Origin of the sequence: Pseudomonas sp. Sample_24, assembly GCF_004307605.1 — a bacterium.
In the GTDB taxonomy this organism is placed as follows: Bacteria; Pseudomonadota; Gammaproteobacteria; order Pseudomonadales; family Pseudomonadaceae; genus Aquipseudomonas.
On sequence record NZ_RCNW01000310.1, the window covers coordinates 1 to 12,990 of the forward strand.

Below are 12,990 nucleotides of genomic sequence, written 5' to 3' on the forward strand. Positions count from 1 at the left end.
CCGAGGCTGCGCATGCCGAGGGCGCAATACAGCGCGAGAATCTCGACGATCCAGCCGACATAAGGCGCCCAGGAAAAGGCCGTGGCCAACAATGTCAGCGGCAACACGGCGATCACCCACGCCGTCACGCCATGGCTGCGCCAGCCACGGCCACCGCCATTGAAACGTTGCTCGATGCGCTCGGCAAAACGGCCGAACGCCACCAGCGGATGCCAGCGTTTGGGTTCGCCCAGCAGCGCATCCAGCGCCACTGCGGCGACACTCAATAACGCCACACTCATTGACTCACTCCCCAATAATTTTCATACAACATTTCGCTGAGTGGACGTGCCTGCGCCCAGCCTTCGAGCACCAGCATCGGCGCCGGATAGAACTCTTTGACCGGCCCCAGGCACAGGATCGCCAACGGCTTGGCACCGGCGGGCAAGCCCAGCAGGTCGGCGAGCGCCTGCGGTTCGAACAATGAAACCCAGCCCATGCCCAATCCTTCGGCACGGGACGCCAGCCACAGGTTCTGGATCGCGCAGGACAACGACGCCAGGTCCATTTCCGGCAAGGTGCGGCGACCGAAGATGTGCCGCTCGCGGCCATCCATCAGTGCGGCCACCAGCACTTCGGCACACTCGTTGATGCCTTCGACCTTGAGCTGCATGAACTCGTCGGTGCGCTCACCGAGAGCCTTGGCGGTACGCACACGTTCGTCTTCCACCAGTCGCTGGATCTTGCCGCGCAAATCTCGATCGCTGATGCGGATGAAACGCCAGGGCTGCATCAGGCCGACACTGGGCGCCTGATGCGCGGCTTCGAGCAGACGCCGAAGCAATTCGGGTTCGACAGTACCGCCGCTGAAGTGGCGCATGTCGCGGCGTTCGGCGATGGCGCGATAAACCGCTTCGCGTTCGACGTCGGAAAAGGCGTTGTCGGTCATGGCCTCTTCGCTGGCAAGCCAGCTCCCACAGGGAATTGCATTTCTTCAGGTATCACACCGCTCACTGTGGGGGCTGATTTGTCCGGTCGCCGCATCGCAGCGATAGCGGTTTCAAGGTCAGGCGCAAACAATGCGGCGACTGCCGATGGGTTGGACGGAAAATAAAAATGCACATACGACGCTGTCATCCGCCCCTCGCGGAAAACCGCCTCCGCCCCGCGCCCGCCGTTAGGGCTCAGGCCACGGGCAATCGGCGTCAAATCGGTGGTCGTCAGCGAGTGGTGATACGTATGTCCACGCAGCGAACCCTCCGGCAACTCGACCGCTTGCAAGGCCAGCGCGGCGAGGCGCTTTTGCATCACCGCGTCACCGCTGAGCAAACCGACCAGCTCGGCGCGCGTGCCTTCGACGTCGGTCAACGAATCGAGCAGATAAAGCATGCCGCCACATTCGGCCAGCAGCGGCTTGCCCGCGGCATGGTGCGCGCGAATGGCGTTCAGCATCGAAGTATTTTGCGCCAATGCCACATGGTGCAATTCCGGATAACCACCGGGCAGATACAGGCTGTCGGCCTGCGGCAAATCGGCATCGCGAATCGGCGAGAAAAACCGCAACTCGGCACCCATCGCCCGCAACAGATCGAGGCTGGCACCATAGGTAAAGGCAAAGGCTTCGTCCCGGGCCACGGCAATCCGCACACCGGCCAACAACGGTTCGGCCGCGATCACGTCGGGCGCCGCGAATTCCACGGCCGGCGGTAACGCCACTTCGCAACTGCTGGCCAGGGCATCGGCGGCAGCATCCAGACGCACATCGAGATCATTCAACTCACTGGCCTGTACCAGCCCCAGGTGCCGACTCGGCAATTCGATCCCGGTTTCCCGGGACAAGGCACCGTACCAGCGCAAGCCTTCGGTCAGGCTGCCTTCGAGCAATTGCGCGTGACGCAGGGTGCCGACACGATTGGCCAGAACCCCGGCAAACGGCAAGTCCGCCTGATAACGCGCCAGCCCGAGGGCCAGTGCTCCAAAAGTCTGGGCCATGGCGGTGCCGTCGATCACAGCGAGTACCGGCACACCGAAGTGCCGCGCCAGATCGGCACTCGACGGCGTACCATCGAACAATCCCATCACGCCTTCGATCAGGATCAGATCGGCTTCAGCCGCGGCTTCCCACAACAGCCGACGACTTTCCTGCTCGCCGACCATCCACATATCCAGTTGATACACCGGCGCACCGCTGGCGCGCTCGAGAATCATCGGGTCGAGAAAGTCCGGGCCGCATTTGAACACGCGCACCTTGCGCCCCTGATTGCGATGCAAACGGGCCAACGCGGCGGTGACCGTGGTCTTGCCCTGACCGGAGGCCGGCGCGGCAATCAGTACCGCCGGGCATTGACGAGCGCTATTCATACAGTGCGACTCACAGCTCGACGCCTTTTTGCGCTTTGATACCAGCCTGGAAGGCGTGCTTGATCATGCCCATCTCGGTGACGGTGTCGGCCAGCTCGATCATCTCAGGCTTGGCGCCGCGACCGGTCACCACCACGTGCTGCATCGCCGGGCGCGCCTGCAAATCACTGAGCACCTGGTCCAGATCGAGATACCCGTGCTTGAGGGCGATGTTCAGTTCGTCCAGCACCACCAGGCCGATGGACGGATCACGCAGCAGTTCCTGCGAAACAGCCCAGGCCGCTTCGGCCGCGGCGATATCACGCTGGCGATCCTGGGTTTCCCAGGTGAAGCCCTCGCCCATCACATGAAATCGCACCTGCTCGGGAAAACGTCGGAAGAACAATTCTTCGCCGGTGCTGTTACGCCCTTTGATGAACTGCACCACGCCACACTGCATGCCATGGCCCATGGATCGCGCAAGCATGCCGAACGCCGAGCTGCTCTTGCCTTTGCCGTTACCGGTCAGCACCAGCAACAGCCCGCATTCATTCGGGGAATTGGCGATACGTTCGTCGATCACAGCTTTTTTGCGCAGCATGCGCGCCAGATGACGTTCGTCACGATCAGGGGTATCAGTCATGGGGGAGCTCTCCGTTGAGGCTGGATAACGGCGGGCAGGCACAAGAATAGACGGCAAGAAGCCTGGCATCGCCCACCGTGATGCCGCTTGGATGAATCAGGCCGGTCTCCGGACTCATGAGCGGCTTGCGCCTGACTGCGCGCCTTCCCATGTCAGTCGACACAGTGGCTAAAGGCGCAGTCTTTCACTCATTTACCGTTGCGGGGGCAGCGTCGGGATTGCGGCTCATCACCCTTGATGCGCTCGCTCACCGACTTCCCTGTTTCACTCTGTCGACCCGAGCCACAGAGCACCTGAAACAAGCCGCGAAGGTTAGAGGGTTGGGGGTGGAGCGTCAATTGAAGACAGGGCGCACAAGTGAATAACTACCTGCGATCAATAATCTGATGGCGATCTTGTGCCACACTCTCAGCAGTGATATCAAAGAGCCATAACACCACACAATAATAAGGGTGAGCACCATGCAAGGCTTGATCATCAGCAATCCGAAGCTGGAATTCCTGCGACCGGTGCTGGAGCGCTGGTTTGACTGCATCGATCGCTACAACGCTGTACGCGGCGACAATGAAACGCCCTATTGGCTGGACGAAAAAGCCAACCTAGGCCTGCTCTCCTCCGCGGCCTGGATGGCCGAGATGATTACCCTCCAGCAATCGCCCACGCGCAAACAGATAGAAGAAGGCGAGCGCAACGGCCGGGCCGACCTGTTCATCGCCACCACCGAAGCCCGCGCCTGGCTCCAGGCCACTCAGCGCTGGCCACGGGTCAACAATCTGAACCTCGCCCAGGCGCTGCAAGACATCACCAGCGAGGCCAAACGCATCAGCTACGCCAGCGACCTGAAGCTTGGCTGCCTGTTCGTGGCGCCGCATAAAACCCAACATGGCGCCACACCCGAAGAGCTCCAGGACATGGTCGACGACCTGCAAAAGGAACACACCTGCGCGGTGGCCTGGTATTTCCCATACGCCTATCGCAAGTTGCACAACGAAGCGGGCCAGTATCATCCCGGCATCGCGGTGCTGTTCAAGGAGGCTCGCGGCTGAAGCGTTGAACCATCCGGCATCCCGGCTTCTCTATGATTAAATCAAGGCATTCATAGGGAAGATCAGCAATGCGCAAACCTCAGTACGTTCTCGTTATCGCGCTCGCCGGAGGGCTCGTCGCTTGTGGTGAAACCTCCAGACTGCAAGTCTCCGACGGCACCGGCCCGTCACCCAAGTTGCCCGAACCCAACAAAACACTGTTCCCGACGATGAACATCGCCCCGGCCATTGGCTGGCCGGAGGGCGTAAAACCCGTAGCGGCCAGCGGCACTCAAGTCGCCGCATTTGCCGATAATCTCGACCATCCACGCTGGCTGTATGTATTGCCCAATGGTGACGTACTGGTCGCTGAAACCAATGCCCCGCCCAAGCCCGATGACAACAAAGGCGTGAAGGGCTGGATCACCAAGAAAGTCATGGCCCGCGCCGGGGCGGGTGTACCAAGTGCGAATCGCATCACACTGCTCAGAGACAAGGACCACGATGGCGTTGCCGAAACCCGCACGGTCTTCCTGGAAAACCTCAATTCGCCCTTCGGCATGACGCTGGTGGGTAACGACCTCTACGTGGCCGACACTGATCGCCTGCTGCGCTTCCATTATGAAAACGGCGACACGACGATCAAGTCGCAGCCGATCAAAGTGGTCGACCTGCCCGGCGGTACGCTGAATCACCACTGGACCAAAAATGTCATTGCCAGCCGGGACGGCAGCAAGTTGTACGTGACGGTCGGTTCCAACAGTAATGTCGGCGAAAACGGCATGGATCAGGAGCAAGGACGCGCGGCCATCTGGGAAGTGGACCGCGCCACCGGCAATCACCGGATCTTTGCTTCTGGCCTGCGCAATCCCAATGGCATGGCTTGGGAGCCGCAAAGCGGGGCGCTGTGGACGGCAGTCAACGAGCGAGATGAAATCGGTAGCGATCTGGTGCCCGATTACATCACTTCCGTGAAGGACGGCGGCTTTTATGGCTGGCCGTTCAGCTATTACGGCCAGCACGTAGACGTACGCGTCGAACCGCAAAACCCCGATCTGGTCGCCAAGGCCATTGCGCCGGATTACGCCGTCGGCCCGCACACCGCCTCGCTCGGCCTGACGTTCGCCGAAGGCAACACGTTGCCGGCGCAATTCAAGGAAGGTGCCTTTATCGGTCAGCACGGCTCCTGGAACCGCAAGCCGCACAGCGGTTACAAAGTGATTTTTGTGCCATTCAACGCTGGCAAGCCAACGGGACAACCGATTGATGTGCTCACCGGTTTCCTCAACGAAGATGAGAAAGCCATGGGCCGGCCAGTGGGTGTGGTGATCGATCAGCAAGGAGGCCTGCTGGTGGCCGATGATGTGGGGAACAAGGTTTGGCGGGTGTCTGCGACCCAGTAAACGTCCCCAAGCCTGTGATCTCTAGCGTTTACGGCAGAGCGTGAGCCCATCTCCCAGCGGCAACAATGACAGATCAACCCTCGCGTCATCCTTCAACGCTCGATTGAGCGTTTGAATGGCGCGGGTGTCTGCGCTTTCGGGGTTGTCCTCAAGTACCCGGCCGCTCCACAGGGTATTGTCGAATACCGCCAGCCCGCCAATACGCAGCAAGCGCAATGCATGCTCCAGATAGGCTGGGTAGTTCGCCTTGTCGGCATCGATGAAAATCAAATCGAATTCGCCAGGCTGATCGAGTTTGCCGAGCGTCTCCAGCGCAGGCGCCAGGCGCAGATCGATGCGCTTGACCAGTCCGGCTTCCTGCCAATAGCGACGCGCGATGGCGTTGTAATCCCCAGGAATGTCACAGCAGATCAGTTCCCCGTCTTCAGGCAAGGCTGCAGCCATGCACAGGGCGCTGTATCCGGTGAAGGTGCCGATTTCCAGCACTCGTCGTGCTCCAGTGAGTTTCACCAGTAACGCGAGGAACTGTCCCTGCTCGGGCGCTACCTGCCAGCGCGCCATCGGCAATGCCTGAGTTTCGTCGCGCAAACGCTTGAGCAGCGGCGTCTCGCGCAGGGACACATCGAGCAGATATTGATACAGCGCATCGTCGAGATTAAGCGTGCGAGCAGTCATATCGACAACCTCAAGCCATCAGGGATTGCGCGCCAGATGTTCTGGCTGCAGAACGCGCTTGGCACTCAGGTAGGCTTTCTGCCAATACGCTTTGGACAGGCTATCGAGCTTGACCGTACCACCCGTGGCGGGCGCATGGACGAAACGGCCTTCGCCCACGTAAATCCCGGCATGGCTGACCTGGGAACCGCCATTGGTGGCAAAGAAGATCAGGTCACCGGTCTGCAAACCTTCCTTGCCGACATTGGCCGCCTGCATGGAGATCATCTCGCGCGTGGTGCGCGGCAAGGAAATTCCGGTGACATCACGGTACACATAGCCGATCAAGCCACTGCAATCAAAGCCGGAATCCGGCGTGTTGCCGCCCCAGCGATAGGGCGTGCCTACCAGGCCCAACGCGCGAAACAGCACGTCTTGCGCTTCTGGCGAAAAAGCCTGGGAGGGACCGAATACGATTGGAGCACGAACCACCGGCGCTGGTGGCGGTGTGCGGCTGGCGCAAGCGCTGAGCAGTGCTGCGATAAAGATGATTGCGAGGCGGGCCGACATCGTCATAAGCAGAGCATCCTGATCTGGCTGCGGCGTTTTCTGCCGGGACGCAGAAAAGAAAACCGCCTGCGCAGTACGCAGGCGGTTTGCCATCATTGATTGATCAGAATTCTAGCGCTTATCAGGCAAACTTCAAGTAAGACTTTAAGTTCGCCTTACAAAAAGTCCGTTTACTTGCGTGCGGTGACGATCGGAGCGGCACCGGGGGCCATGGCAAGTGCACGCTTGGCTTCGATGAAGGTCTTGCTCCAGTAGCTGTCGCCCAGGCTATCGATCCGCACACCACCGCTGCGGCGGCTGCTGGAGTGGATGAACTGGTTGTCACCCAGATAGATCCCGGCATGGCTGACACGACCACGGCGGCCATTGGTTGCGAAGAACAGCAGATCGCCCGGTTCGAGCTTGCTGCGCGAAACCAGTGGCGCGTCAACGTTGATCATTTCACGAGTCGAGCGCGGCAAGTTCATGCCGGCCTCTTCACGGAACAGGTAACCGATGAAACCGCTGCAATCGAAACCGGCTTCAGAGGTACCACCAAAACGGTAACGGGTACCGATCAGCGACATGCCGCGTTCGAGAATGCTGTCTGCCAGAACCGGCAGCTGGTAGGACTTGCCATCGGCGAAGTTGGCCAGTTCTTTTTCGGTGGCGACTTCTTCTTGATAAAGAGCTTCCTGATAACGAGCGGAAGCTTGGGCAGTAACAGAGTTTTGAACCTGCTGTTGTTGCTGCTGGGACACCGGAGTATGGGCAGCGCAACCGAACAACAGGGTAACGAGTGCGAGGGGCACGAGGGGTGCAAAGCGATTTAGCATGGGCACGACCGTGGCTGATAGTTGTAAAGAAGCCGAGACTATGCCCGCTATCAACCTCATTTGCAAATTCAATCGAACTTTTTGTGACTTATCGGTTTCTCGTTAACATCTAAGCGCTTAAGCCTATTTTGAATGTTGACGCAGCCTGCAGCCATGCGGGAAAGCGGATTTTCTGGCGCCTGAAATATGCCAGAGAGCGCTTGAAGCCTTTAATTTAGCGGGTTCAACTACCAACCCAGCGTCTCTTTAAGGAAGGGAATTGTCAGCTTGCGCTGGGCTTGAAGCGAGGCCTGATCGAGCTGCTCAAGCAGGTCGAAAAGTGCACTCATGCTGCGGGTACCTCGGGTCAGAATAAAATGCCCGACCTCGTCGGTCAGGTGCAGGCCGCGACGGGATGCTCGCAGTTGCAGGGCTCGCAATTTGTCTTCGTCGGAGAGCGGGCGCATTTGAAAGATCAGCGCCAGAGTCAGGCGGGATTTGAGGTCCGCCAGCTTCACCGGCAACTCGCGCGGGGACGTCGATGCCGCAATCAGCAAGCGTCGACCGCTGTCACGCAGGCGATTGAACAGATGGAACAGTGCTTCTTCCCAATCCGCCTTGCCGGCTACTGCATGCAAGTCATCCAGGCAGACCAGCTCATACTGTTCAAGGTTGTCGAGAATTTCGATGCCGCGGTCCATCAATTCGGCCAGCGGCAGATAAACCGCCGGTTCACCCATCTGCTCGAATCGCAGGCATGCGGCCTGCAACAGATGCGTGCGCCCCACTCCATGCTTGCCCCAGAGATAGATCAGGCTCTCGGTCCAGCCAGCATCGGCTTCGCACAGCCGCTCGACATAGCCGAGTGCAGCGGCATTGGCGCCTGGGTAGTAGTTGATAAAGGTGGCGTCGTCACGCAGACGCACACCTAGGGGCAGCTGAATCGGTTTCATGCTGACTGAACAGTTCCAAAGGAACCGTTAGTGGCCTCTGTGTAAAGTTTGCGAAGTTTATACCCGTGAAGCCGACCGCACAATGCGACAGACCACAAGCAAAATCAAAGGTTTGCGTTAGCGCTCTGGTTTTATGACAGTTTCTTTGGCGCTGCGGGCAACAATCCAATGGAAGGTGCAGGGCAACCCGGGAGCGACCCGGGCTGCCCGCGCCTTCCTTTATAGCTCAGGCTCGTCAACGCCACTGTAAATTTCTGAATCCTTATATAAATCATGCACATGGCGCACCAGCACCATGATCACCGCAGCCACCGGCAGTGCCAGCAGAACGCCGGTAAACCCGAACAACTCACCACCGGCCAGAATCGCGAAGATCACTGCTACCGGGTGCAAGCCGATTCGATCCCCCACCAGCAACGGCGTCAGGACCATGCCTTCCAGCGCCTGACCGACCATGAACACCGCGACGATGCCGATCATGGGATACAGATCGCCACCGAACTGGAACAGCCCGGCGATCAGCGCCGCGCCAATCCCGATCACAAACCCCATGTACGGCACAATCGCGGCCAGTCCGGCAATCAAACCGATCAGCAACCCCAACTCCAGACCAACCAGCATCAGGCCCGCGGCGTAGATTGCGCCCAGCGCCACCATCACCAGCAGCTGCCCACGCACGAACGCGCCCAGCACTTCATGGCATTCGCCGGCCAGGGACACTGCGCGCTCTTCGCGATCACGCGGCAGCAGGCTGCGGATCTTGGCCATCATCAGATCCCAATCGCGCAGCAAGTAGAAACTCACCACCGGGATCAATACCAGGTTCGCCAGCCAGCCAATCAGGGCCAGCCCCGAGGCCGTCGCCTGACTCAACACCACCCCGACAATATCGGTGGTCTGCCCCATGTGCTCACTGATGGCCGCCTTGAGCTTGTCAAACTTCCAGAAACCCTCCGACAAGCCAAACTTTGACTGCGCCCATGGCAACGCAGTGTGCTGCAACCAATCGAGCATCTGTGGCGCCAATTCATATAAGCGCAAGAGCTGCTTGGCGAGCATAGGCACCAACACCAGCATCAGCGCGGTGACAATCAGGGTGAACAACGCGAATACCGTGATCACGCCCCAGGTCCGCGACAGTCCGGCCCTTTCCAGCCGATCCACCACTGGATCGAACAGATATGCCAACAACAACGCCACCAGAAACGGCGTGAGAATCGGATGCAACAGCCAGATAAACGCGCAGAGCAGGACTACTGCACCCAACCAGAACCAACGCCGCGTATCGGCCATGAACCACTCCATTGCTTCTATATAAAGAAAGAAAATCTACCAGCGATAACGTAATTGCGGGGTCGGGGCCGGGGCTGGCGCTACGGCAGGAGCAGAACCGCCCGCCGCAGGCTGAGCCGGCGTCACGGGAACGGCAGCTACCGGTGCATCCGTCACCTCCTGTAACTTCGCCAGGGACAATTGCGCACGCAATTGATCGGTACTGCCGTTGACCCGATACAGGATCCGGTCACCGTCGACACTTTGCGGGCGCCCGGCAAAAGGCTCCAGCAAACGCCCAAGCACTGCATAGCGCTCAAGGTTCATGCCTTGCACTTCCAGCAACTGCTGCGACGACGCTCCCGGCTTGGCAACAAACCGCGGCGCCAGGCGCTCATTGACCGCCAACATCACTGCATCCGCCAAGGCCGCCTGATCAGCCCCCTGAACATTGCCCGCCTCCTTTTGATCGCCCAGCCACAAACGCCACTTGGCTTGCCACTGCCCCCCCTCTTCCCGGGCATGCACCGCGAGCAACGCGTCGGCATTGTAACGTTCCGACGCCCCACGTAGCGGTGCCGGATCAGCGCTTTCCAGATTCGGCGCCGTGGCGACGATCTGCTCGTTCAGATCGGCAAGCGGTAACCGCAGCGGCAAACCGCGATGTTGCGCCGCCCTGCGCAAAGGTGCGGCGCTGGCCTGACCGTCGCCCACCAGGCTCGAGCCCTCTGCGGAATCGATCAACCACCAACTGAGTATCGAGGGTCGATTGGCGCCCCACATTGCCAGCCCGGCGCGCCGCAGCGCCTGCTCGGTAGATGCCGGATCGAAATCGACTTTCAGCACTTCCGGTGGCCCGGCGTCGAAGCCGAACTGACTGATGATTTGCTGCGGATCCTTGCGAATCGCCGCCAGCCCCGGACTTTGCACTGCCTTGGGATCGCCGGTCAGGCGCAACACCAGCGTATCCAGCGCGCGTTGGGTCGCCTGATCACGCTCCTCCGGCGCCTGGCCACTGACCGGCTCGCGCACTTGATAAAGGCCTTTGACGGTTTCGGCATGACTGACCAGACTGAACAATGACAAACAGCCTACAAACAAGAATTTACAAAAACGCATGGAAGATTCCTGACGACAAGAGCGGCTGGAACAGACCGCATGAAGACATCGAGCAAGGCTGTGACCATCGCCCGGCGCAAAACATTCACACGCTCTGGGTAAGTTTTCGCACTGTCATAACGATAGACGGTTAATGACGATACCTTGCACAGGTCAGCAGGATGCCATCAACCCGGAATAATTAAGGTTTTTTTAGGCGGATATGTCCCTGCCGTCGGCCTGAGGATGGCCGCTGCCCTTCAAGCCTGATAAAATCGCGCGCCTTCGCAGACCGGCAACAGCCGGGCACTTTCGAAATTCGCGTGAGGCAATCGCCTTCGTCGATTTCGGCGGCCCCGCTGGACTCGGTCGTTACCCCTGAATCCCCCCTAAAGGCCTGGATCATGAGCAAGCAACCCTCCCTGAGCTACAAGGACGCCGGTGTAGACATCGACGCCGGTGAAGCATTGGTCGAACGCATCAAGAGCGTCGCCAAGCGCACTGCGCGCCCGGAAGTCATGGGCGGCCTGGGCGGTTTCGGCGCCCTCTGCGAAATCCCGGCCGGCTACAAGCAGCCTGTGCTGGTTTCCGGTACTGACGGCGTCGGCACCAAGCTGCGCCTGGCATTGAACCTGAACAAACACGACAGCATCGGCATCGACCTCGTTGCCATGTGCGTCAACGACCTGGTGGTTTGCGGCGCCGAGCCGCTGTTCTTCCTCGACTACTACGCCACCGGCAAACTGAACGTCGACACCGCCGCTCAGGTCGTGACCGGCATCGGCGCTGGCTGCGAACTGTCGGGTTGCTCGCTGGTCGGCGGCGAAACCGCTGAAATGCCAGGCATGTACGAAGGCGAAGACTACGACCTGGCCGGTTTCTGCGTCGGCGTCGTGGAAAAGTCCGAAATCATCGACGGTTCCAAGGTCGCTGCCGGCGATGCCCTGCTCGCCCTGCCGTCCTCTGGCCCGCACTCCAACGGTTACTCACTGATCCGCAAGATCATCGAAGTCTCCGGTGCTGACATCGAGAACACCCAGCTCGACGGCAAACCGCTGACCGATCTGTTGATGGCCCCGACCCGCATCTACGTGAAGCCGCTGCTCAAGCTGATCAAGGAAACCGGCGCTGTCAAAGCCATGGCCCACATCACCGGTGGCGGCCTGCTGGACAACATCCCGCGTGTGCTGCCAAAAGGCGCCCAAGCAGTCGTTGACGTAGCGAGCTGGACCCGCCCGGCGGTGTTCGACTGGCTGCAAGAGAAAGGCAACGTCGACGAGAACGAAATGCACCGCGTGCTGAACTGCGGCGTGGGCATGGTCATCTGCGTGGCTCAAGAGCACGTGGAAACCGCCCTGAACGTTCTGCGTGAAGCCGGTGAGCAGCCTTGGGTCATCGGTCAGATCTCCACCGCTGCCGAAGGCGCGGCTCAGGTTGAACTGAAGAACCTTAAGGCGCACTGATGTCCGCCACCTGTGATGTCGTGGTGCTGCTCTCCGGCACCGGCAGTAACTTGCAGGCCTTGATCGACAGCACGCGGACCGGCGACAGCCCGGTCCGCATCGCTGCGGTGATTTCCAACCGAGCCGACGCCTACGGCCTGCAACGCGCCCGTGATGCGGGTATCGCCACCCGCTCACTGGATCACAAGGCTTTCGAAGGTCGCGAGGCCTTCGACGCCGCGCTGATCGAACTGATCGACGCCTTCAATCCCAAACTCGTGGTACTGGCCGGCTTCATGCGCATCCTCAGCGCTGGCTTTGTCCGTCATTACCAGGGTCGCCTGCTCAATATCCATCCCTCGCTGCTACCCAAATACAAAGGGTTACACACTCATCAGCGCGCGCTGGAGGCCGGTGACACCGAGCACGGCTGCTCCGTGCACTTTGTCACCGAGGAACTCGATGGCGGACCACTGGTCGTACAGGCAGTAATACCGGTAGAGTTGCACGACTCGCCGCAAAGTCTGGCGCAGCGAGTCCACGCTCAGGAACACCTGATCTACCCGATGGCCGTACGCTGGTTTGCCGAAGGCCGGTTATCACTCGGTGAGCAAGGTGCTTTACTGGATGGACAGTTACTCGCCGCCAGCGGCCACTTGATTCGAACCTAGGAGATTTTATGCGTCGCGCCCTGCTCTTCGCTTGCGCTCTGCTCGCCCTGCCATTCGCGCAGGCCGCAGACCTTCAACCCTTCTCCGCCAGCTACACCGCCGACTGGAAGCAGTTGCCCATGAGCGGCACCGCCGAACGCAGCCTG

At 59.9% G+C, this 12,990-nt stretch carries 14 protein-coding genes, 1 pseudogene and 1 riboswitch; of the genes and pseudogenes, 5 read left to right on the forward strand and 10 right to left on the reverse strand.

Features of this window, described 5'->3' with window-relative positions; all coding sequences use genetic code 11:
• The 4 genes from D8V06_RS16600 to cobO form a co-directional block, all read right to left on the reverse strand.
• The coding region (locus D8V06_RS16600) for a cobalamin biosynthesis protein (protein ID WP_177434440.1) at positions 1 to 281 on the reverse strand (281 nt) is incomplete at its 3' end.
• Positions 278 to 928 (reverse strand): 5,6-dimethylbenzimidazole synthase, encoded by a 651-nt coding sequence (gene bluB, locus D8V06_RS16605; protein ID WP_130931336.1) that lies wholly within the window; start codon positions 926 to 928, stop codon positions 278 to 280. The genes D8V06_RS16600 and bluB, both read right to left, overlap by 4 nt.
• Positions 925 to 2,340: a cobyrinate a,c-diamide synthase gene (locus D8V06_RS16610; protein ID WP_130905256.1), complete on the reverse strand. Its 1,416-nt coding sequence runs from the start codon at positions 2,338 to 2,340 to the stop codon at positions 925 to 927. The genes bluB and D8V06_RS16610 overlap by 4 nt, the downstream gene beginning before the upstream one ends.
• Positions 2,341 to 2,350: 10 nt before the next feature.
• Entirely contained in the window at positions 2,351 to 2,962 is a 612-nt protein-coding gene (gene cobO / locus D8V06_RS16615; protein ID WP_056852939.1) for a cob(I)yrinic acid a,c-diamide adenosyltransferase, read from the reverse strand.
• An 81-nt stretch (positions 2,963 to 3,043) separates the two neighbouring features.
• Positions 3,044 to 3,274: riboswitch (cobalamin riboswitch) on the reverse strand.
• A 149-nt stretch (positions 3,275 to 3,423) separates the two neighbouring features.
• On the opposite strand from cobO, the gene D8V06_RS16620 reads away from it, so the two are divergent.
• Complete coding sequence (locus D8V06_RS16620) at positions 3,424 to 4,008, forward strand: hypothetical protein (protein ID WP_130905255.1); 585 nt, start codon at positions 3,424 to 3,426, stop codon at positions 4,006 to 4,008.
• Positions 4,009 to 4,076: 68 nt separating this feature from the next.
• Complete coding sequence (locus D8V06_RS16625; protein ID WP_056852941.1) at positions 4,077 to 5,390, forward strand: sorbosone dehydrogenase family protein; 1,314 nt, start codon at positions 4,077 to 4,079, stop codon at positions 5,388 to 5,390.
• Positions 5,391 to 5,411: 21 nt separating this feature from the next.
• Here D8V06_RS16625 and D8V06_RS16630 read toward each other — a convergent pair whose 3' ends face one another.
• From D8V06_RS16630 to D8V06_RS16655, 6 genes are all read right to left on the reverse strand, one after another.
• A complete protein-coding gene (locus D8V06_RS16630; protein WP_130931337.1) occupies positions 5,412 to 6,065 on the reverse strand; it encodes a class I SAM-dependent methyltransferase in 654 nt (217 codons plus the stop codon).
• An 18-nt stretch (positions 6,066 to 6,083) separates the two neighbouring features.
• Positions 6,084 to 6,620, reverse strand: coding sequence for a C40 family peptidase (locus tag D8V06_RS16635; RefSeq protein WP_056852943.1), 537 nt, complete (start codon positions 6,618 to 6,620; stop codon positions 6,084 to 6,086).
• A 164-nt stretch (positions 6,621 to 6,784) separates the two neighbouring features.
• Positions 6,785 to 7,429 (reverse strand): NlpC/P60 family protein, encoded by a 645-nt coding sequence (locus D8V06_RS16640; RefSeq protein WP_056852944.1) that lies wholly within the window; start codon positions 7,427 to 7,429, stop codon positions 6,785 to 6,787.
• A gap of 227 nt (positions 7,430 to 7,656) precedes the next feature.
• Entirely contained in the window at positions 7,657 to 8,361 is a 705-nt protein-coding gene (gene hda, locus D8V06_RS16645) for a DnaA regulatory inactivator Hda (RefSeq protein WP_056852945.1), read from the reverse strand.
• A 219-nt stretch (positions 8,362 to 8,580) separates the two neighbouring features.
• Positions 8,581 to 9,654: an AI-2E family transporter gene (locus D8V06_RS16650; RefSeq protein ID WP_056852946.1), complete on the reverse strand. Its 1,074-nt coding sequence runs from the start codon at positions 9,652 to 9,654 to the stop codon at positions 8,581 to 8,583.
• Between the two features lie 36 nt (positions 9,655 to 9,690).
• Complete coding sequence (locus D8V06_RS16655; protein WP_130905253.1) at positions 9,691 to 10,752, reverse strand: DUF2066 domain-containing protein; 1,062 nt, start codon at positions 10,750 to 10,752, stop codon at positions 9,691 to 9,693.
• Between the two features lie 383 nt (positions 10,753 to 11,135).
• On the opposite strand from D8V06_RS16655, the gene purM reads away from it, so the two are divergent.
• The 3 genes and pseudogenes from purM to D8V06_RS16670 form a co-directional block, all read left to right on the forward strand.
• On the forward strand, positions 11,136 to 12,194 hold the full coding sequence (gene purM / locus D8V06_RS16660; RefSeq protein WP_034146362.1) for a phosphoribosylformylglycinamidine cyclo-ligase: 1,059 nt from the start codon (positions 11,136 to 11,138) through the stop codon (positions 12,192 to 12,194).
• Entirely contained in the window at positions 12,194 to 12,844 is a 651-nt protein-coding gene (gene purN, locus D8V06_RS16665; RefSeq protein WP_056852948.1) for a phosphoribosylglycinamide formyltransferase, read from the forward strand. The genes purM and purN overlap by 1 nt, the downstream gene beginning before the upstream one ends.
• An 8-nt stretch (positions 12,845 to 12,852) precedes the next feature.
• Positions 12,853 to 12,990: pseudogene (locus tag D8V06_RS16670) on the forward strand (DUF3108 domain-containing protein); the annotation flags it as partial.